Genomic DNA, 20,568 nt, shown 5'->3' on the forward strand with positions numbered 1-20,568 from the left:
CTCGAGCCGAGAGCCGAGAGCCGAGAGCCGAGTCGCGGCGGGAAAACGTTTCGGTAGATGCGGATTTCCGGGCGTTTACGCCGGCGTTGTCCAGTTGAGCGGCGACTGCCGGCCCGAGGCACCCATGTCGGGCCGGCGACTTTAAAAGCATAGAGTGGTTGGGGAAATCGACGCTAAAGGCTAAGCTTATGTAAACCGGCAAATCGCGCCCATTTATTTCTCCAACCGTTTTATTGCATGTTTTGTCCGAATAGAAGCCCAAAAAGCCGTACCCTGTTGATGCTGCGCTATTTGGCGATTTTATTGGCTTTGCAAATCGTCGTCGCGTTGGCGCCGTTGCCGGATGGCTGGAAGGGAATCGCCAATTACGCGCCGCTGCATACGCTGTTGGAAACCTTAGCCATCGTCGTGTCGGCGCTGGTGTTCGCGGTCGGCTGGAGCGTTTACCAGCGCGAGCGCTCCGGCAATTTGATGTTGCTGGCGTGTTGTTTTGCCGGTGTCGCGCTGTTGGACGTGCTGCATACCTTGTCGTATCAGGGCATGCCCGATTTTGTGACGCCGAGCGATCCGCAAAAGGCGATCGATTTTTGGCTGGCGGCGCGCGGCTTGGCCGCGCTGGCCTTATGCTCGGTCACCGTTTTACCGAATTGGGACTTACAACGAACCAACGGGCGTTGGTGGATGTTGGCCGGCGTGCTCGCCGCGGTGGCCGGGGCAGCTTGGGTGGTGCTGTTCCACGCCGATTGGGTACCGGAAACCTTCGTGCCTGGCGTCGGCCTGACCGGGTTCAAGCGGATCAGCGAATACGGTTTGATAGCGGTTTATCTGGCGCTGGCCTTGGGTTTGTACCGGCGCGGCCTATATCCGCAGAGTTACGACGTGCAGGGCTTGGCCGGCGCGGCCGTGGTGATGGCGCTCAGCGAAATTTTCTTCACGCTGTATGCCGACGTGACCGACATCTTCAACTTATTCGGCCACCTCTATAAAACCGTTGCCTACGGCATGATTTATCGCGCGGTTTTCATGAATTGCGTCGAAATTCCCTACCACCGTCTTTATCAATCCAAGCAAGCCCTGGCGGCCAGCGAAGCCAAGTTCCACGCCATCATCGATGCATCGCCGATTGCATATTTGTTATACGACGGTCGGAACCATATTGCTTACTTGAACCCGGCTTTCGTCGAAACCTTCGGTTACAGCCGAACTGAGTTGCTGGAATGGGAAGATTGGTGGCGGAAGGCGTTTCCGGATGCCGAATACCGGCGGATGGTCCGGAGCGATTGGGAAGAACGCGCCCAGTTGGTTCTGAGTGGCGGTCACGGGTTTCCGTCGATGGAACTGGACGTCGTCTGCAAAAACGGCGCTAAAAAAATCGTGTTAGTCAATTTGGTGGCATTGAGCGCGGATCTGGCCGGGCATCAGGTCGTCATATTGTCCGACATCACCGAACGGGTCCGGGCGCTCGACGTGATCTGGAAACAAGCCCATTTGGACCCGTTGACCGAATTGCCTAACCGCAGTCTGTTTTTGAGCAAATTGGCGCAAGAGTCGGCGGCGGCCGCCAAATCGGGTTTGCGGATGGCCTTGTTGTTTATCGATTTGGACCGGTTTAAGGACGTCAACGACACGCTGGGCCATTTCATGGGCGATATTTTGTTGCGGGAAGCCGCGCGGCGCCTGCGGCAAGCCTTGCCCGAGGCGTTGACGCTGTCCCGCATCGGTGGCGACGAATTTACCGTGATCATTGGCGGTATGAAGGAAAAACCGGAGGTCGAGGCGATTGCCCGGATCGTGTTACGCGGTCTGGCCGAACCGTTTCGTTTGGGCGACGACACCGTCTATTTGTCGGCCAGTATCGGGATCGCGTTTTATCCGGACGATGCCAGGAAAAGCGACGAGTTGTTGAAAAATGCCGATCAGGCGCTTTACGAAGCCAAAAAGTGCGGCCGGGACCGTTTCAGTTATTTCACCAGCGAATTGCAGCAACGCGCCCAAGTACGCTTGCGCTTATTGAGCGAATTGCACGCGGCCTTGCGCAAAGACCAATTCGAGGTTTACTACCAACCTATCGTCGATATGGCGACGCTAAAAATCGTCAAGGCGGAAGCCTTGTTGCGCTGGCGTCATCCGGCGTTGGGGATGGTGAGCCCGGCCGAATTCATCCCGCTGGCCGAGGAAACCGGCTTGATTGTGGACATTGGCGAATGGGTGTTCGACACCGTGCTGCAACAAGCGGCGATCTGGCGAAGACTTTACCATCCCGAGTTTCAAGTCAGCATCAACAAATCGCCGGTTCAGTTTCTCAGTGCCCGTTACGATTACAAGCGCTGGCCGGAAGATTTAGCGCGGATGGGCATTAGCGGCGCGGCGATGGTCGTCGAAATCACCGAAAGCCTTTTGCTCGACGCCAACGATATCGTGCGCGAACAGCTGCAAGCGTTTCATGCCGCCGGCATTCAGGTGGCCTTGGACGATTTCGGTACCGGCTACTCGTCCTTGACCTATTTGAAGAAATTCGACATCGACTATATCAAGATCGATCAAGCCTTCGTCCGAACTTTGCCCGTGAATGCCAGCGACATGGCGGTTTGCGAGGCCATCGTTGCGATGGCGCATAAATTGGGGATACTGGTGGTCGCGGAAGGCATAGAAACCGGCGAGCAGCTGGCGTTGTTGCAAAAAATCGGCTGCGATTTCGGTCAAGGTTACCACTTCGCCAAGCCGATGCCGGCCGACGGTCTGACGGCGATATTCGAAAAAGCGCCGGGCGAACCGAGCAACTTCGCGGATGCGGCAGGCACCGAATGGCTAGAGCAAACCGCTACCGGAGAATGTGATCGCGAGCCATGAGGGCGCGTTAACGGCCCTGGCTCGACGAGAACAGTGAAGCAGCTGGATTGCAGCCGGCGACGGCGCGGGCCGAATTGAATGGCGTGCGCCTAGATCGGAGCAGGTTCCCAGGACTGGCCGAAGCGCGTGACGCGATTGCGGCCGTTGGCTTTGGATGCGTATAGCGCGCTGTCGGCCGCCTCGATCAATTCGCCGCCGGATTGGGCATCCTCGGGATAGCTGGCGACACCGAAGGAGGCGGTCAGCGCTATCGGCGTGCTTTTCCAGGCCACGCGTTGCTCGGCCAGGCATTGTCTCAGGTACTCGGCGCGCTCGCGGGCCACTTCGACGGGCGTGTCGGGCATCAACAATAAAAACTCTTCGCCGCCGTAACGGCAGATGATGTCGCTAGATCTGGCGTGTTGCCGCATCAGATCGGCCAGATGTTTTAACGCGGCATCGCCGCCGGGATGGCCGTAACGGTCGTTGACCGATTTGAAAAAATCCAGATCGGCAATCACCGCGCTGACCGGATAGCCGTGCCGGGCGGCCAGCGCGATGGTCCGGTCCAGGTTTTCGGCTAAAAACAAACGATTGTAAAGCCCGGTCAGCGCATCGTGTAGGGCTTGGTCGCGCAGCCGCGTTTGCAAGGCCTCGATTTCCCGCTCCGCTCCGAGCCGCTCGGTAATGTCCGCCCAAACCGCGATCAGCGCCGGACGGCCGCCAATATCCAGAGGCGCCTTCCCCGACATTTCGACGTTGATGATCCGACCATCCTTGCGCACGGCCCGAGTCGTAAAGGTCAGTTGCTGGAATTCCCCGTTCAATGCGCGGCGAATCACGTCCAAAACCTGGGGCAAGTCTTCGGCCGGGGTAATGTCGGCCGGACCGAGTTTCAGAATTTCCTCGACGCTATAGCCCAGAATTTCGGCGAATTTCGGGTTGGCGTAGTGAAAGCGTTGGTCGATCGTCATTGAAATGCCGACCAAGGATTGATCGAGCACGCAGTGAAATTTTTGTTCCGCTTCGCTCAGCGCGCGGTTGATGGCCCGGTTTTCTGCCAGCGCCGCTTCCAATTCCTGAGTGCGGCGCCGCACCAAGTCTTCCAGCATCACCGTTGCCTGGACTTGATCGAAATAGGAGTTTCCCAAATCGCCGCTGTGTTCGACCCGGTCCATCAGGACTTGGACGACTTTGTTCAAGCGGGCGATTTCAGCCTGCAAAGCCGGGAGGCTGGGATTGGCGTTTGGGTCAGTCATGTTCGGATGCGGTAGCCGGAGCGCCGATCGCCACGGCCGCGAAGGTTTGGTTGATGTGGATGCCGCGAAACTGTTCGCCGTAGGTGTGAAAGCCGACCACGCGGTTGTCGGTCATCAAGCGGTTCAAGTCATCGAGCTGATCGGCGGCGGCAACTTCCAGTTTTCGCAGGATGCAATCGCAGCCGAGCGTCACCAGCGGCTGGCCAATGACTTGACGGACGCGACCGAAGGCCGCCGCCAAATTTTCCAGCAAGTTTTCGCCTTGAGCGATGCGCAACACCAAGCCTTCCTCGATCGCGCAGTAAAAGGTCAAGCTGCCGTCCGGGTGAGCGCGTTGCAGACCGCGCACGTAATAACTGCCGTCGATCTTGACGACGACCGGATACGCGGCGAACAACGCCGGCGTGAGTTGGTCTAGCGGATAGCCGATCAGTCGCGCGTACTCCTCGGCGGCCGGCAGACCGTTGATTTCGTGGACGGTGCGCCGGCCGATGTCGGCGGCGGTGACCACCATCCTGTGCTCGGACGGTAAGAAGTGTTGAGTCCGGTAAGCGTACACCGGCAGCGTGGTGCTGATTAACAGCATGACCGCGTGGTTCGGGTGGAACGCACCTCCCCAATAAACCCACGTATCCTGAAACCTCAAACCGTCGCCGGCCGAACCGCCGACCAGCGGAATGTTGCCGAGCATCCGTTGAATGTCCAGGGCGACCGGTTCTTCTTTCAGGGACAGACCGTCTATTAACAAAAAGCCGAAACTGTTGGACGAACAGGCGTACGGCGCCAAATCCAATAGCGCGTTCAACCGAGATTGGGCGAAGTCCTTGGTTTGCTCGGCGGACAGACTCCGTAAGTCGCCGAGCAGGCCGCCGACGGCGCCGCACACCGACGCCGAGAAGCCGACGCCGACCAGGCTGCGTTCGCAAAGCCCGGCTGGTCCGATTTCGCCGGCCGTCGTGCAACCGACGACCGGCAGGTCCTTAAACGCCAACGATAATGCGGCTGCCAGCGCAGTTAGGTCGTAATCGGCCGAACAAAAAAATATCACGGCGGCCAGCCGTTCCTGAACCAGGCCGGCATGTAGCTCGTTGACCGCCGTTGTCGGGTCGACGGCACTCGAATGGGCGATACGAATAGGCATGGCTGGGCTGGGCAGGGAGCGATTTCGTGTGTCTGTGATGGCTTACAAGCGAATTTTATCGTATCGCCGCCGACGAAGCTCGATACAGCTATCGAGAGGGCGACGGCTGTCGTAAAAGACCTTGAAATTTTGGGCCGTAAGTCCGTTTATAGGCTAAGGCGAATTCCAGTATAACTCGCTGCGCATTCCGGCCGCCGTAACCGAATGGATAGTTGGAGAAGAGGTTTTTTGGAACTTGCCGTTCCCGAGATCCAGTTGCGGCACGGCGGGGGCGTGCGGACTGGCGCGTTGACGCAGGCGCCAAGTCAAGAGGTCGGCCAAGGGCGCTACAACACCGTGGCCGAAGCGGCGCTCCGAATTGGTAGTCGTTAACGGTTTTTGGGTGGGGTTTTAGCCAAACTAACGCCATCGTTAACGACAAAGAGGTGACGCTGATGTGTGGAAAATTCGGTGGCAACGAAGTGGAAAGCCTGCAAAACATGATGTCGATGGCCGTACAGCTGGTCATCGCGGATACCTTCGATTTGGATGTGGACGACGTTTCTTTGGATAGAGATCTACAAAACGATCTGGGTATGGATGCCGACTTGCGGGATAAGCTGGATAGCTCGATCATGGAAATGTTTAACCAACTTCATCTGGACTTCAACCGTATCAAAACGGTGGCTGACCTGGTAGAGCAAGTCGTCACGCTACATTGAGTTCGCTGCTAGTTCGTAAAAAAGCCGGGGAACCCCGGCTTTTTTTGGGGCAGAAAATGGCCGGAGCGATGGTTCCAAGATGTATCTCAGACGGGCAGGCTTTTGACAATATCCAGTACCGCTTGCGCGTGTCCATCCGGGCTAACGCCGTACATGGCTTCGAGCAACTTGCCGTCCTTGCCGATAATGAAGGTCGAGCGGACGATCTTCCACTTTTTGATGCCGTCTTTTTCGACTTCCTGCCAGGTACCGTAACTGTCGCACAGCGCGCCGTCGGTATCGGCCAATAATTGCACGTTCAGCCCGTATTTGGCGATAAAGGCGCGGTGGCTCTCGCAGTCGTCCTTGCTGACGCCGACGATGACGGTGTTAGCCGCCGCAAACTCAGCGGCGAGCGCGGTGAAGTCGTTGGCTTCTATCGTGCAGCCTGGCGTATCGTCCTTGGGGTAAAAATACAGCACCACAGTCTTTTCGCCCTGGTAATCCGACAGATAGATCATTTTATTGTCTTGATTTACGGCACGGAAAAACGGCGCTTCCTGGTTTTTTTCTAATAATTGCGACATGGGTTTTCTCCTGTTGTACGGGGCGAATTCGAACTGGCGGATTGGATTGGTCCGGCTATCGGGACCAACGCCGGCCGCGCCGGCCGGAAAGCTAATCCCGGCGACCCGCGGCTGGCGGCGATTATGGACCAAGCGCCGGACGGGCTTCTACCACAAAATTGCTGGGACTAAGTGCCGCGGCTGCTTGCCGGCCAAAGGCTAGCCGCGCCGGGCACGCTGGCCGCTAAGCCCAAAGCTCGTCCACTTGTCCGTCGTGGCCGCAAAATACCGCCCCAGTCAGGCCATTGAATATGCCATGTTCGACGATGCCGGGAATGCCGTTCAGCCGTTCGTTCAGGGTTTTGGCGTCCAGCGTGGAATCGAATACCACATCCAACACCAGACTGCCGTATGAGGTGACGACCAAGCCGTCGCCGTTGGCGGTTTGCCGCAAGCTACCGTGGCCGCCGATCGCCGCGACGCTACGTTGTACCAGCTTCCAGGCGAACGGCATCACTTCGATCGGAATCGGAAAGTTCTCGCCGATGCGTTTGACGCGCTTGCTGGCGTCGATCAATACCAGGAACGAATCGCAAGCCTTGGCCAGTAATTTTTCGCGTACCAAATCGTAACCGCGGCCTTTCAGCAGCGTCAGATCTGGAGCGACTTCGTCGGCGCCATCCACGTACAAGTCCAGGTGTTCCAGATGGTCGATCGCGACCAGCGGCAAATCGAGTTGACGGGCCTTGATCGTGCTGACCGTCGAACTGGCCACGGCGGTGAATTTCAGGCCTTCCTGGGTGCGGCGCCGCGCCAGTTCCTCGATGAACAGATTGGCGGTGGAGCCGGTGCCCAGGCCGACGATCATGCCGTTTTGCACGTGTTGAGCAGCATGTTGGGCGACGCGTTGTTTGTCGTTCATGGTTCTGCCTTTGCGATGGTCGAAAAACGGGGTGACGCGAAAACCGGCCGTCAAGTTCCGGGGCCGAATTATTCTTCCAGCTTATGGACTCGGGCTTCCAGCGCTTTGAATTTTTGCAGCAATTCCGGCAGTTTGGCCAGCGCCGCCAATTCCTTCCAGGCGACCTTGCGATCCTTGGCCGGACTGCCGAATACTTGGGCGCCCGGCTCGATGTCGCCGGAGATGCCGCTGCGGGCCATGACCACGGCGCGGGCGCCGATTTTGACGTGATCGGCGACGCCGGTGCTGCCGGCCAGGATCGCGCCGTCTTCTATCGTGCAGGAACCGGAAATGCCGGATTGTCCGCAGATGATGACGTTGCGGCCGACGATGTTGTTATGGCCGAGCTGGACCAAGTTGTCGATTTTGCTGCCGGCGCCGATTCGGGTCGGCCCCAAGGCGCCCCGGTCGATACAGGTGTTGGCGCCGATTTCGACGTGGTCCTCGATTTCGACGTGACCTACATGAGGCACCTTGACGTGTTGGTTGTCGCGGAATTTATAGCCGAATCCGTCGGCGCCGATCACCGCGCCGGCGTGAATAATCACGTGATTGCCGATGACGCTGTTGTCGTAAATCACCGCGTTGGGGTGGATATGGCAGTGTTTGCCGATCGCCACGTGATTGCCGATGCGGGCGCCGGCTTCGACGGTACTGCTGTCGCCGACGCTGCTGTTTTGGCCTATCGTCGCAAACGGACCGACGTGGACGTTGTAACCCAGGGTCGCGGTGTCGGCCAGCACGGCGTGTTCGGACACCTGGCGTTTGAATACCGGCTCGGGATGCAGCAGCTTGACGGCGTTCAGAAAGCTGATTTCCGGATCTTTACAAACCAGCAGGGTCAGGCCGACCGGCATTTCGGCGTCGATCAGGGCTTCGGCGATGAAGCAGGCCGAAGCCTGGGTGTCTTTCAGGTGTTTCTTGTATTTGCCGTCGCTGAGGACGGTGACTTGGTGAGCTTGAGCCGACATGATGTCGGCGGCGGAATGGATGGATTGAGTGGCATCGCCGCCTTGCGCTCGAGCGTCGCAACGACTGGCCAGTTCCGTGATAAGCATGCGTTTTCCTATTTCCAAATGCCAATGATATGAGTGAAGTCGTCGGTCCAGGGTTGCAAGCCGAACGACAGTGGCAATTTCTGCCAATGCCCGAGCCGGCTTTGTTGCAGTTTTGCCAAGCGCTCGGGATGTTTCGCGATCACCACCCAGTCGGTGGCAATCACCAAAGGGACATCGGTTTCCGGCTGAAATTCCTGGAGCAGGCCGGCCAGATGCAGTTGGTTGACGTGATCGGCCAGGACTTTCTTCAGGGCCAAATGACGGTTGGTGATGTGAAATGCCAGCAAACCGTCGTCCTTCAGCTTGCTGAAGTATAGCTGCAAAGCCTCGCGGGTCAGCAAGTGGGTAGGTACCGCGTCGGAACTGAAGGCGTCCATGATCAGCAGGTCGAAGCTGGCGTCGGCTTCCTTGGCCAGCGACAAACGGGCGTCGCCGACAACCATCGCCGCCTGCTTGGCGCAACGTTCCAAGTAATGAAACCAGGTCGGGTCTTGCGCGACCGAAACCACCAGCGGGTCGATTTCGTAGAACGACCAACTTTGGCCTTCCTTGGCGTAGCAGGCCAGCGCGCCGGCGCCCAGGCCGACCGCGCCGATCCGCCAGCGCGGATTTTCGGCGTCGAATTCTGCGAACACCTGGCCGATCGGGCCGGGCCGGCTGTAGTAGGTCAGCGGCGTGGTAATTTGCGCCGGAATCAAGCGTTCGGCGCCGTGTTTGGTGGTGCCGTGGTAAAGTTCGCGGACTTTTTCCGGCTTTTGGTTTTCGTCGGGGATCACGGTATCGCGCACCGACAGCACGCCGAAAAACGTCCGTTCCTGATACAACACGTTCGATGCCATGCCGTGCAGGCCCAGCGTGAACAGCAGCAGTACCGCCGTCAGCGTGCCCAGCGCCAACGGGCTGTGGCGCAACGCGTAACTGATGCCGGCCAGCAGAATCAGCGCGCCGCCGATCAGGTCCAGATAGTCGAACAATTGCTCGGTCGAAAAATAGACGGCCAGCCCGGCAACCAGAATCAGTGCGGGGAACAGCAGTTGCAAGGGCCAGCGGCCGTTCAACAAGCCGGGCCGCAATAGTAGCGCCGCGACGATCATGATCGGGTATTCGTAAACCGCATCGAACAAAAACGGCGCGACGAAGGTGTTGAACAAGCCGCCCAGCATGCCGGCGAAGGACATCACCAGATAAAACCGTGTCAGGAATTGGGGGTGCGGCCGGCTGCGCGCCAATTCGCCGTGGCAGATCATTACCGCCAGGAAAAATGCGATCAGGTGCAGAATCAAATCCAGCCAATACGGCAGCGTGGCTGGATTGATAAAGGAATAGGCGATGAACACCGTCAACGCCGCCGGTTGCGCGGCCAACATCCACGGCCGGATGCGCTCCGCCCAGCTGCCGAACACCAGGATGAACGACAGCAAATACAGGGTTAGCGGGACGATCCACAGCAACGGCACCGCGGCGATGTCGGTGCTGATAAACTGGGTCAGGCCCAGTAACAGGCTGGAAGGTACCAAGGCCAGCGCGGCCCAATGCAGTTGTTGCCAGCGGCTCGGCGGCGTCAGGGTTTCGTCGATACTGGGCGCTTCCAGTTGGTCTTCGGATTGGTTGCGCCAATAGCCGGCGGCGCAGAACAGGATGCAGGCGCACAGCAGCAGATAGCCGCCGCTCCAGACTAGACGCTGGTTCGCCAGGCCGATGTTGGGTTCGATTAAAAACGGATAGCTCAGCAAGGCCAGCAAACTGCCGGCGTTGCTGGCGGCGTACAGATAATACGGATCGCCGCTGCTGCGATGGCCGCAGCGGGAAAACCAACTTTGCAGCAACGGCGCGGTCGCCGAGATCACGAAAAACGGCAGGCCGATCGCCAGAAACAAGGTCCAGACCAACCACCAGGCCGGATTGCCGGCGGTTGGCGGGCTGGGGTTGTCCGGCAGCGCCACCGGCAGCGCGAACACGCTGAAGATCATTAAGGCGGTATGGATCTGAATCTGACGCTGCGCGCCTTGCCGGGCCGTCAGCCAATGCGCGTAGAGGTAGCCGCAGAACAGCAGGGTTTGGTAAAACACCATGCAGGTGTTCCACACCGCAGGCGTGCCGCCGAGCAAGGGCAACAAGAGTTTGCCGAACATCGGCTGCAGCACGAACATCAGCAATGCGCTGATGAATAGCGTCGCGGCGAACGCGATAACCGGCGAAATGAGGTTGGGGCGGGTGGTTTGAGGCGCTGAGTTCATCGTTATTATTGTCGGGGTTGGCCGAACCGGGCGGGGCAATGATAAAGCATTTGCGCCGGCTTGTGGCTCGCGCTTGGACTCCGCTCGACAGGAGACACCGAGCCTGCGCGCGGCTTTTTACCCGAATTTACATTATATTGACTGGGATTTACCGATGCCGTCGGCATACTGTCGTTTACCCGTATTTAAATTTTGGCTGTTGTATGTTGCTATCAAATGAATAGGAAATTCGCTGCGATGAAACCAAATTCACGCCGGTCGATAGGCTGGTTCGAACCCTCCGCGACCGGTTTACGAATCGCGGTTTGCCTGCTGTTGTGTGTGTTACTGGTCGCCTGCGGTTCGCGGCCGTTGCCGCCCAGCCAGGTCGAGCAAGCCGAAAAACTGGAAAAAGTTTTGCTGGACGGCGGCTACCGGCCGGCGCGACGTTTCGAGATCGAAACCGGCCGCGAAGTCTGGCATCGCGATGGCCGCGATTTGGATGTATCGATCACGGTACCCGCCTCACCGGGTCGTTACCCGCTAATCGTGTACCTGCCGGCCTTGGGCGAGGATGCCGGCGGCGGGCGCTTATGGCGCGAATTCTGGGCCAAGGCCGGTTACGCGGTATTTTGCATGCAGCCGGTGGCGATAGGGCAAGCCTTGCGCGAATTAAACCGGCCGCGCGGTGGACCGCGTCCCGGCACCGCCAACGATATGGGCCCGCCGGATGACGAGGACGGCGAGGCAGCGGGGATGTTCGGCGGCTGGTTCGGCGGCGGACCCGATCCGGAAGACGGTACCCAGCCCGACGACGAGGACGACAGCGATCGGCCGGAGGACAAACGCCGTCCGTCCAAAGCCGCCCGTAGCAGCGAATTGCGTTATCTCGGCCACGAATATTTTTCCGTCGAGCATTTGCCCGGTCGAGTCGCCGACTTGGCCTGGGCTTACCAGCAGTTACGGACCCGGGCCGGTTTGGGACAGCGTCTTTACGCGGCCGCCGACGTCGATAAACTGGTGTTGGCCGGATACGATTTGGGCGCGCAAACCGTCAGCGCGGTACTCGGCGAAAATTTCGGCGTTGAGTTGCCGGGGCGGCAAGAGTTGCGGCCCGTGGCCGGGATACTCTTGAGTCCTTCGGTGGATTTGGCGACCGGCAATGTCCGTAGCCGTTTTCAACCAATTGCCTTGCCCCTGCTGGCAGTCACCGGCAGCGAGGATGACGACTCCTATGCCATTGGCGCGGCCGGTGCTCGGCTGTCGGTGTGGGAGCACGCGCGGCCGGGCGGCAAGTACTTGTTGATGCTGACGGAAGCCAGCCATCAATTGCTGGCCGGCGCCGGCATAGGAACTGGCCGGGGCCAGCGCGGCGGTTCGGGCGGCGGACCCGAAATGGGGATGGGTGGCGGTGGGCCAGGCGGTCGGTTATTGCTGAATCCGGTCAATCGCGTCGGCGGCGGTGGGGGCGGCATGGGCGGAGGCGGCGGACCGCCGATGGGCGGCGGCCCCGGCTACGGCTTGCGCGGCGAAGACCTGGAAAAAATGCGGATAGAACGCGCGTACAAACAAGTTGCGGCAGTGCAAAGCGCGAGCACCGCTTTTTTGGATTTGCTCGTCAAAAACGACGAATTCGCCAAAGCCTGGTTGTTGGAGAAATTCAATCCCTGGTTGGGCAAGGCCGGTGTGTTCAAAGGGCGTTAGCGCCAGCCAGGGTGGGCGGGCCTAGGCTGGTTCTGGCTGCTCCCGCTCGGCCGGACTCGCCACCCAGCGCGCCCGCAAGCGGTCGCGGTGCATATACAGCCACTGCAAGGCCAGAATTGGAATTCCGGATTCTATCGAGCCGTCTTCCAGCATATCGAAAGCTTGTTCGGTCTTGACCGCGAAGACGCGGATGTCTTCGTCCTCGTGGTCCAGGCCGTGAACGCCGCCGATGCCGCGGCTATCGACTCGGCCGCAGAACAGGGTAATCAATTCCGACGAGCCGCCCGGCGTCGTGTAGAAACGTTTGACTTCGATCAGATCCAGAATTTCGCAGCCGGCTTCTTCGAGCGCTTCGCGGTAGGCGACGTCCTCGGCGGTTTCGCCGTCCTCGATCGCGCCGGCGACGATTTCGATTTGCCAAGCATGGTTCGGCCTCAGGATGGCGCCGACCCGAAATTGCTCGATCAACACCACTTCATCGCGATCCGGGTCGTAAAGCAAAACCGCCACGCAGTTGCCGCGCCGAAACAACTCGCGTTGCAAGGGCCGGCTCCAGCCGCCCTGATACAGCGTGTGTCTTACGCGGTATTGTTCCAGCCGAAAAAATCCCTCGTAGACGGTTTTGACGTCCAGCACTTCGAATTGATGTTTGCTCATCGGCCGTAGCTCACCCGGTAGATGACGCCGAGCTTGTCGTCGCTAATCAGCAGGCTGCCGTCGCGGCCGACGATAACGTCGTTCGGCCGGCCCAGCACTTCGCCCGACGCGGTCAGCCAACCACTAATAAAGGCTTGTTCGTTATAAGGATGACCGCCGCTGAATTTGACGACGTCGATCTGGTAGCCTTGCGGTTGAGTCCGGTTCCATGAACCGTGTTGGGCGACGAACAATTGCCGGAAATACTGGTCGGGGAACTGTTTGCCGGTGTAAAAGCGCATGCCCAGCGGCGCGATATGGGCTTTGTACTTCCAGGCCGGCGCGATAAAACTGTTGCATTTTTTGTCGCCGGCCAGTTGCGGATCGGGGATGGTGCCGGCGTGGCAGTAAGGGTAGCCGAAGTGTTCGCCGGGCCGGCTCCATTCGTTGAGTTCGTCGGGCGGCAGGTCGTCGCCCAAATAGTCGCGGCCGTTGTCGTTAAAGAACAAATGATTGGTGCGGGTTTCCCAGTCGAAGCCGACCGTGTTGCGAATGCCGCGCGCCAGGATTTCGAAGTCGCTCCCGTCCGGATTCAGGCGGACCAGCGCACCGTAGATCGGCTTGCCGGGATCGCAGATATTGCACGGCGCGCCGACGGCGGTATACAGCTTCCCGTCCGGACCGAAGCGCAGATACTTCCAGCCGTGATGGCGGTCTTCCGGGAAATCGTTGTAGACCACTTCGGGTTTGGGCGGGTTGCTCAAGCGCTGATCGATATTGTCGAAGCGGATGATGCGTTGAATTTCCGCGACGTACAAAGAGCCGTTTTTAAACGCCACGCCGTTCGGCAGGTTTAATTGTTGGGCAATTTGGAATTTTTGCTCGGCCACGCCGTCGCCGTCTCGGTCTTGCACCGCGAATACATTGCCGTCGCGGCTGCCGACGAACACCGTGCCGTTGTCGCCGAGCGCCAATTGCCGGGCATTGGGTACGCCGTCGGCAAAAATGCTAATCTTGAAGCCGGCCGGCAACTTGAGCTGGCTGAGTACCGACTCGTAGCCGCGATCGGCGGCGTGGGCGGCGCCGATCGTCGCCAATACCAGCCATAGCGCTTGGATTATTTTCATTTTTATACCCCAAAATAAACTTTTCGCAGATGGTAACACTCTATAAGCTTGAATTTAATTTTTAGGCGCCCCACATTAATCACCACTCAACAACGATAAAGGAAAGTCACACCATGACGAGAATACTGCTGTTTTTGGCCACCAACGTGGCCATCATGATCGCGATCAGTATCATTTTTAGCGTCCTCGGCCTGAAGGGCGCGTTGGATGCCCAAGGCGTCGACCTGAATCTGGAAGGCTTGCTGGCGATGTCGGCGGTGTTTGGCATGACCGGTTCCGTTATTTCGTTGTTCATGTCCAAATGGTCGGCTAAAAACGCGATGGGCGTGCATGTGATCGATCGTCCGCAAAACCAGACCGAACAATGGCTGCTGGAGGTCGTTTCCCGCCAAGCGCAAAAGGCCGGTATCGGCATGCCCGAAGTGGGTATTTTCGACGCGCCTGAACCCAACGCCTTCGCGACCGGCGCCAACCGCAACGACGCGTTGGTGGCGGTCAGCACCGGCTTGCTGAGAGCGATGAGCTCGGACGAGGTGGAAGCCGTGGTCGGCCACGAGATCAGTCACGTCGCCAACGGCGACATGGTGACGATGGCCTTGATGCAAGGCGTGGTCAACACCTTCGTGTACTTTTTCGCGACCATCATCGGCTACGTCGTCGACCGGGCCGTGTTCAAGACCGAACGCGGCTATGGTCCGGCCTATTACATTACGCAGATGATCGCGCAGATTGCGTTGTCTATCCTGGCGTCGATGCTGGTGATGTGGTTCTCGCGCTATCGCGAGTTCCGGGCCGATGCCGGCGGCGCCAATTTGGCCGGCCGGCAGAAGATGATAGGCGCGTTGCGAGCCTTGCAACGTTCGCACGAGCCGGCGCAGTTGCCGGGCGAACTGGCCGCGTTCGGCATTAACGGCGGCGGGGTGCAGCGCTTGTTCATGAGCCATCCGCCGCTCGAAGAGCGCATCGAAGCCTTGCAAAACATGCGTTAACCGAAGGGAGGCCGCGCCGGCTAGCCGGCGCGGCTTTTTAATGTCCAAGCACCGCTATATCCGCTTCCGTTTAAACCTGAGTTACGATCAATACTTGGCGGTTTACCAGGGCCACGCCAAAACCGTCACCACCTTGAGCGACGACGGCCGCCGGGTGGTATTTCCGGCTGGCAACGTGCAACGCTATCTCACCAAATCCGGCATTCAGGGCCATTTCGAAATGGAACTGACCGAGGCCAATAAGTTCGTTTCAATCAAAAAACTCGCTTAGGCCGAGCGAGCGTAAACCGGTGCCGGCACGTCCGTTGCCTCGAAATGTTCGCCCTGCACCAGACCGAAGCCGGTTTGACGGGCCAGCGCGGCGTTTTGCTTGTCGGCGATGTCGAGCAAAATGCCGCGACCGCCTATCGAGTCGACCACGCCGTTCAATTGCCGCAGTTTCTCCAATAAGCGGCTGTCTCGAATCCGTTCCATTTCGCCGGCCGACAAGCACACGAAGTCGGCGGCGGCTCGGGCCAGTAAATCCAGCGCCGCCTGATCCAGGGTCGGATAATCGAATTTCAACGCAACTCGATAACCGCGCGCTTGATAGTTTTGCAAGCCTTTCAGCAAGGTTTGGTAATAGCGGGCGTAAATCCGGTTCACGGTCAAGACGATGGCGACGTTGCCGGTTTGCAGACCGCATTTGACGATGACTTCCTCGAAATACGCGCCGTGGTCGGTTTTGACACCGAGGATGTGGCGGGGATCGACATCCAGAAACAGAATCTCGTCCAAATGCGCTTCGGGCAAATAATTCAGCATGTGCACCGCGCGCGACAGCCGGTCGAAATTGACGATGCTTTGCGGCGGCGGCTCCGGATTCAGTAGCGCGTCGACCGCGGCCGGCGGCGGGCTTGAAGCCGGATTGGCGCTGATTTGCAGTTGGGCCATGTGGCCGACGCGCTGCGCGCTGCGCAAGGTTTCCCGAACCGGGTTTAATTGGCTTGCCAGTCGAATCGGTCCGAACGAAGCTTCCACCCGGCCGTCCCGCAGCACAAACGGCCGAAATCCGCTGTTGTGTTCCTGTTCCAGCCGGTCGTTGAAATATTCCACCAGTTGCTGTAATGGCATGCTTGTCTCCTGACTAACGGGGCAAAAGGGCGTACTCGACGGGTTCCGTTCGGTGCGAACGACTAGCGCGACCGGCGATGCCGATCCGCATTTAACGGCGTCCGAATCTCTGATGCACCGGTTGAAATGGCGTTTAGCGACACGCCACGGAACCGACAGCGGCCAAGCGTCCATCGAATAGGTGGCTTAGCGTAGCGGCGGTTTTGGATTAAATAAAACGATATGTTTTGATGAGTTCATCTGTATATTCGATAAACTTGGGCGGGCTACCGGGGCCGGTGCGCGCGGCGACCATGCAACATCCAATATCGACGCCAAGACCGGCCGTGGCGTCAGCGGCGCTAGCCCGGCGCGCCGGGGTCCAGCAATTCGATCCAGTGGCGAACCGGAAGCGTCGCCCGCTCGCGCAAGTGCAGCCAGCAGCCGATGTTGGCGGTGACGATGACGTCCGCCGCGCCGGCTTGCAAGGTCGTTAGCTTGGCGTCGCGCAAGCGTTCGGCGATGGCCGGTTGCAGCAGACTGTAGCTGCCAGCCGAGCCGCAGCACAGATCGGCGTCGGCGACCGTCGCCAATTCGAAGCCCAGGCCCTTCAGCAAGGACTCGACGATACCGGGCAGGCCTTGGCCGTGTTGCAGCGTGCAGGGTGAATGCACCGCTACCCGGCAAGTCCGGACCGTCAAGCGGCTCAGGTCTTCTCCGCGCAGCAGCTCGGCGATGTCGCGGGTCTTGGCCGCGACCGCCGCCGCCTTCGCGGCGTAATCCGGGTCGTCGGCCAGCAGTCGGCCGTAGTCCTTGAGCGTGACTCCACAACCGCTAGCCGTGGAGACCACGGCTTCGGCACCGGCTTGCAGTTCGCGCCAACAGCGTTCCACGGTTTCACGCATCATGGTCAGGCCTTCGGCCTGGCAGTCTAAATGATAAGGCAGGGCGCCGCAGCAACCGGCCGGCAGCGAAACTGCGCTGATGCCGAGACTATCCAGCACCCGAGCCGTCGCGGCGTCGATGCGCGGCGCCAAGGCCGGTTGCAGGCAACCTTGCGGGATCAACACCCGCCGTTGATGGCGCGGTGCCGGCCACGTTTCGGCGGCTTGCCGGTCCGGCAGTTTCGCGCGCAGAAATCCGGGTAACCACGGCTTGAGCCGCCGCGCCGCGCCGATTAACCAAGCCGCCCGGCACGGATAGGCCAGCGCCGCGACCAGCCAGCGTCTTAGCCAGCGCTGGCGCCGCGAACGTATGCCTGGTTTAGCCATCAGCTCGCGGCCAATGTCCAACAATTGGCCGTATTCCACACCGGAGGGACAGGCGGTTTCGCAAGACCGGCAAGTCAGGCAACGGTCAAGATGGGTCAGACCGGTGGCGTCGGCCGCGCCGGTTTCCAGCGTTTGCTTGATCAGATAAATCCGGCCGCGCGGCCCGTCCAATTCGTCGCCCAGCAGTCGGTAAGTCGGACAAACCGCATTGCAAAATCCGCAATGCACGCAAGCGCGCAGCAGTTGTTCGGCGACGGCGCCTTGCGGCGTGTATTTCAGCGGTTCGGCGATAACGGTTTGCATCGGCTAAAACGGCATTCGGCCGGGGTTGAACAGGCTGAAGGGATCGAATGCGGTGCGCAAGCGGGATTGCAAGCCGGCCAATGCCGGTTCGGCGTTCAGCCAGGCGGTTTTGTCGGCACCGCGCCAAAGCACGGCGTGCCCGCCGACCGCTCGCGCGGCGGCATGCACCGCCTCGGCGGGCGCCTCGGTTTTTAGCCAGCGTAAGGCGCCGCCCCAATCCAGCAATTGCCGGCCGGGTAGCGCGGGTAACGGTGCCGCCGGCGCGACGCTCAACCGCCATAGGTCGCCGGTTTCGGCGAAGAACGCCAGTGTCTGCTCGCGCAACGCCCGCCAATAGTCGCGGCCGTCGCCAACGATTTCGCCGCCGATTCGGGAGGCGGCGGCCGCGACGGCGGCTTCGGCGCCGCTCAAGCGTACCCGCAACAGGCCGTCATGATGGCTCAGCGCCGACAACGGCAAGGCCTGGCCTTGCAGTCGGCTCATCGTGGCCAAGGCCTGATCCTCGGTGAGATTTTGTTCCAGCGTCAGTTCGGCTTCGGGCATCGGCAACACTCTCAACGAAACGTCCAATAACACCCCCAGTGTACCCAAGGCGCCGACCATCAGCCGGGAAACGTCGAAGCCGGCCACGTTTTTGATGACCTGGCCGCCGAAGTTTAGGGTTTCGGCGCGGCCGTTGACGATGCGACAGCCCAGCATAAAGTCGCGGGCGCTGCCGGTGAACGGGCGACGCGGCCCGGAAAAACCGCAAGCCATCGTACCGCCCACCGTCGCGCGCGTGCCGAATGCCGGCGGCTCGAAGCCGAGTATTTGCCGGCGTTCGGCCAGAAGGTGATTGATTTCGGCCAACGGCGTGCCGGCGCGGGCGGTGATGACCAACTCGCTGGGTTCGTAGGCGATGATGCCGCGATGTTCGGCGAGCGATAACACGGTGTCGGCCGTATCGGCGCCGCCGTAGAAGGCTTTGCTGTTACCACCGACAATGCGTAACGGCCGCCGCTCGGCACCGGTTTGGCGGATTTGCTCGACGACGACATCGCTCATATCCGCGTTCGTCATCAAAACCGCTCCAGTTCCGGATGCGGTAAGCGGCCGCCGTGGACGTGCATCTTGCCCAGTTCCGCGCAACGGTGCAGGGTCGGCACTGCCTTGCCCGGATTCAACAAGCCGTCCGGGTCAAAAGCTTTTTTCAGCGCGTGAAATTGCTCAAGCTCGGCGGCCTGAAACTGCACGCACATCTGCGGCAATTTTTCGTGACCGACGCCGTGTTCGCCGGTGATGGTGCCGCCGACCCGCACGCACAATTCCAGAATGTCGCCGCCCAGCGCCTCGGCCTTGTCGAAGTCACCGGGCCGGCCGGCGTCGTACAAGATCAACGGATGCAGATTGCCGTCGCCGGCGTGAAAAACATTGACCACGCTCAAGCCGTAACGTTGGCCCAGCTCGGCGATTTCGGCCAGTACGGCCGCCAGATGCCGGCGCGGAATGGTGCCGTCCATACAGTAATAATCGCTGGCGATACGGCCCACCGCCGGAAACGCCGCCTTGCGGCCAGCCCAAAACCGCTGGCGCTGGGCGGCGTCGGCGGCCACCCGAATTTCGCTGGCGCCGGCGGCTTTTAGAAGCGCCTCGGCGCGGGCCAAATCGGCGGCGACCTGTTCCGGCTGGCCGTCCAGTTCGCACAGTACGATCGCCGCCGCCTGTACCGGATAGCCGGCGTGGACGAAGGCTTCGGTGGCGCGGATCGCGGCGTTGTCCATCAATTCCAGGCCGGCGGGAATCAGGCCGGCGCCGATAATATCGGCCACCGCCGCGCCGGCCTGCTCGATGGTGGCGAACGCGGCCAGCAATACTTGCACCCGCGGCGGTGTCGGCAACAGGCGTAGCGTGGCCTCGACGACCACGCCCAACAAGCCTTCGGAACCGATCGCCAAGGCCAGCAGATCGTAACCGGCGCCATCCAAACCGCTGCCGCCCAGGGTCAGCAATTCGCCGCCGATCGTCGCCAATTTGATTTGCAGTACGTTATGCACGGTCAGGCCGTATTTCAGGCAATGCACCCCGCCGGCATTTTCGGCGATATTGCCGCCTATGCTGCAAGCGATTTGCGAGGAAGGGTCCGGCGGGTAATACAAACCGTGCGGACGGGCCGCTTCGGAAATAGCCAGATTACGCACGCCGGCTTGCACGGTCGCGGTGCGGTTGATGGGATCGACGCCTAAGATGCGATTGAGTTTGGCTAGCCCCAGCACGATACCACCGGGCACCGGCAGCGCGCCGCCCGACAAACCGGTGCCGGCGCCGCGCGCGACGACCGGGATTTGTTGCTCGTGACATAGCCGCAACACCGCCAGCACCTGTTCGACCGTTTCCGGCAGTACCACCAAGTCGGGTACTTGCGTGTAGGCCGCCAGTGCGTCGCACTCGTAGACTCTCAACAAGGCCGGATCGGCGATGACGTTGGCGTCGCCGAGCAGTTGCCGAAATTGCTTAATCAGTGTTGGGGACAACGACACAATGCGGACCGAAAAGGAAAGTCGTTATCGTACATCAATCGGCGCTATTCATATGCGTTTGGCGGACCTGGGGATCTCGAACGATGCAAGCTGTTTGGGTTCGGGAGTAAAGCGGTTATATTTGCCGACCGGAACCACCTGAAGGCCGTCGGGCGTTGCAGCGTGGGAGCGGCTTTAGCCGCGATCCGAACGGCATAGGCTGTCGAAAGGCCAACGGTGG

Annotated in this window: 17 protein-coding genes; 5 read left to right on the plus strand and 12 right to left on the minus strand. The window is 60.0% G+C overall.

Features of this window, described 5'->3' with window-relative positions:
* The first annotated feature begins 237 nt into the window (after window positions 1-237).
* Window positions 238-2,850, plus strand: coding sequence for a bifunctional diguanylate cyclase/phosphodiesterase (locus tag ACQE3E_RS10565; RefSeq protein ID WP_313728070.1), 2,613 nt, complete (start codon window positions 238-240; stop codon window positions 2,848-2,850).
* A gap of 89 nt (window positions 2,851-2,939) precedes the next feature.
* Here ACQE3E_RS10565 and ACQE3E_RS10570 read toward each other — a convergent pair whose 3' ends face one another.
* On the minus strand, window positions 2,940-4,088 hold the full coding sequence (locus ACQE3E_RS10570; protein WP_313728068.1) for a GGDEF domain-containing protein: 1,149 nt from the start codon (window positions 4,086-4,088) through the stop codon (window positions 2,940-2,942).
* Window positions 4,081-5,229 (minus strand): FIST N-terminal domain-containing protein, encoded by a 1,149-nt coding sequence (locus ACQE3E_RS10575; RefSeq protein WP_427501610.1) that lies wholly within the window; start codon window positions 5,227-5,229, stop codon window positions 4,081-4,083. Before ACQE3E_RS10575 ends, ACQE3E_RS10570 begins: the two co-directional genes overlap by 8 nt.
* 434 nt (window positions 5,230-5,663) lie before the next feature.
* On the opposite strand from ACQE3E_RS10575, the gene ACQE3E_RS10580 reads away from it, so the two are divergent.
* Window positions 5,664-5,930 (plus strand): hypothetical protein, encoded by a 267-nt coding sequence (locus ACQE3E_RS10580; protein WP_427501611.1) that lies wholly within the window; start codon window positions 5,664-5,666, stop codon window positions 5,928-5,930.
* An 86-nt stretch (window positions 5,931-6,016) separates the two neighbouring features.
* Here the strand turns inward: ACQE3E_RS10580 and ACQE3E_RS10585 are convergent, their stop codons facing one another.
* The 4 genes from ACQE3E_RS10585 to ACQE3E_RS10600 form a co-directional block, all read right to left on the minus strand.
* Complete coding sequence (locus ACQE3E_RS10585) at window positions 6,017-6,496, minus strand: peroxiredoxin (RefSeq protein WP_071160709.1); 480 nt, start codon at window positions 6,494-6,496, stop codon at window positions 6,017-6,019.
* 223 nt (window positions 6,497-6,719) lie between these two features.
* Complete coding sequence (gene rpiA / locus ACQE3E_RS10590; RefSeq protein ID WP_427501612.1) at window positions 6,720-7,397, minus strand: ribose-5-phosphate isomerase RpiA; 678 nt, start codon at window positions 7,395-7,397, stop codon at window positions 6,720-6,722.
* A 68-nt stretch (window positions 7,398-7,465) separates the two neighbouring features.
* Window positions 7,466-8,494 carry a UDP-3-O-(3-hydroxymyristoyl)glucosamine N-acyltransferase gene (gene lpxD, locus ACQE3E_RS10595; protein WP_071160625.1) on the minus strand — a complete coding sequence of 343 codons (1,029 nt, stop codon included), beginning with the start codon at window positions 8,492-8,494 and terminating at the stop codon, window positions 7,466-7,468.
* Window positions 8,495-8,502: 8 nt separating this feature from the next.
* On the minus strand, window positions 8,503-10,731 hold the full coding sequence (locus ACQE3E_RS10600) for a spermidine synthase (RefSeq protein WP_313728061.1): 2,229 nt from the start codon (window positions 10,729-10,731) through the stop codon (window positions 8,503-8,505).
* A gap of 237 nt (window positions 10,732-10,968) precedes the next feature.
* On the opposite strand from ACQE3E_RS10600, the gene ACQE3E_RS10605 reads away from it, so the two are divergent.
* On the plus strand, window positions 10,969-12,414 hold the full coding sequence (locus ACQE3E_RS10605) for a hypothetical protein (protein WP_313728059.1): 1,446 nt from the start codon (window positions 10,969-10,971) through the stop codon (window positions 12,412-12,414).
* A 21-nt stretch (window positions 12,415-12,435) separates the two neighbouring features.
* On the opposite strand, the gene ACQE3E_RS10610 is transcribed toward ACQE3E_RS10605, so the two are convergent.
* Together ACQE3E_RS10610 and ACQE3E_RS10615 are read right to left on the minus strand one after the other, a co-directional pair.
* Window positions 12,436-13,071 (minus strand): NUDIX domain-containing protein, encoded by a 636-nt coding sequence (locus ACQE3E_RS10610; protein WP_313728058.1) that lies wholly within the window; start codon window positions 13,069-13,071, stop codon window positions 12,436-12,438.
* Entirely contained in the window at window positions 13,068-14,177 is a 1,110-nt protein-coding gene (locus ACQE3E_RS10615) for a PQQ-dependent sugar dehydrogenase (RefSeq protein ID WP_313728057.1), read from the minus strand. The genes ACQE3E_RS10610 and ACQE3E_RS10615 overlap by 4 nt, the downstream gene beginning before the upstream one ends.
* A 113-nt stretch (window positions 14,178-14,290) precedes the next feature.
* On the opposite strand from ACQE3E_RS10615, the gene htpX reads away from it, so the two are divergent.
* Complete coding sequence (htpX, locus tag ACQE3E_RS10620; protein ID WP_313728056.1) at window positions 14,291-15,166, plus strand: protease HtpX; 876 nt, start codon at window positions 14,291-14,293, stop codon at window positions 15,164-15,166.
* Window positions 15,167-15,206: 40 nt separating this feature from the next.
* Window positions 15,207-15,437, plus strand: a complete 231-nt coding sequence (locus tag ACQE3E_RS10625; RefSeq protein ID WP_313728055.1) for a DUF2835 domain-containing protein — start codon at window positions 15,207-15,209, stop codon at window positions 15,435-15,437.
* Here the strand turns inward: ACQE3E_RS10625 and ACQE3E_RS10630 are convergent.
* From ACQE3E_RS10630 to ACQE3E_RS10645, 4 genes are all read right to left on the minus strand, one after another.
* A complete protein-coding gene (locus ACQE3E_RS10630) occupies window positions 15,434-16,279 on the minus strand; it encodes a hypothetical protein (RefSeq protein WP_313728053.1) in 846 nt (281 codons plus the stop codon). The genes ACQE3E_RS10625 and ACQE3E_RS10630 overlap by 4 nt on opposite strands.
* A 341-nt stretch (window positions 16,280-16,620) precedes the next feature.
* The gene (glcF, locus tag ACQE3E_RS10635) at window positions 16,621-17,832 is read right to left on the minus strand and encodes a glycolate oxidase subunit GlcF (protein ID WP_313728052.1); all 1,212 of its coding nucleotides are present in this window, start codon (window positions 17,830-17,832) and stop codon (window positions 16,621-16,623) included.
* Between the two features lie 3 nt (window positions 17,833-17,835).
* Window positions 17,836-18,891 (minus strand): glycolate oxidase subunit GlcE, encoded by a 1,056-nt coding sequence (gene glcE / locus ACQE3E_RS10640; RefSeq protein ID WP_313728051.1) that lies wholly within the window; start codon window positions 18,889-18,891, stop codon window positions 17,836-17,838.
* Window positions 18,891-20,348 carry an FAD-linked oxidase C-terminal domain-containing protein gene (locus tag ACQE3E_RS10645; RefSeq protein ID WP_313728050.1) on the minus strand — a complete coding sequence of 486 codons (1,458 nt, stop codon included), beginning with the start codon at window positions 20,346-20,348 and terminating at the stop codon, window positions 18,891-18,893. The genes glcE and ACQE3E_RS10645 overlap by 1 nt, the downstream gene beginning before the upstream one ends.
* Window positions 20,349-20,568: the final 220 nt, after the last annotated feature.

It is taken from the genome of Methylomonas sp. MED-D, from assembly GCF_050276835.1.
GTDB classification, from domain to species: Bacteria; Pseudomonadota; Gammaproteobacteria; order Methylococcales; family Methylomonadaceae; genus Methylomonas; species Methylomonas koyamae_A.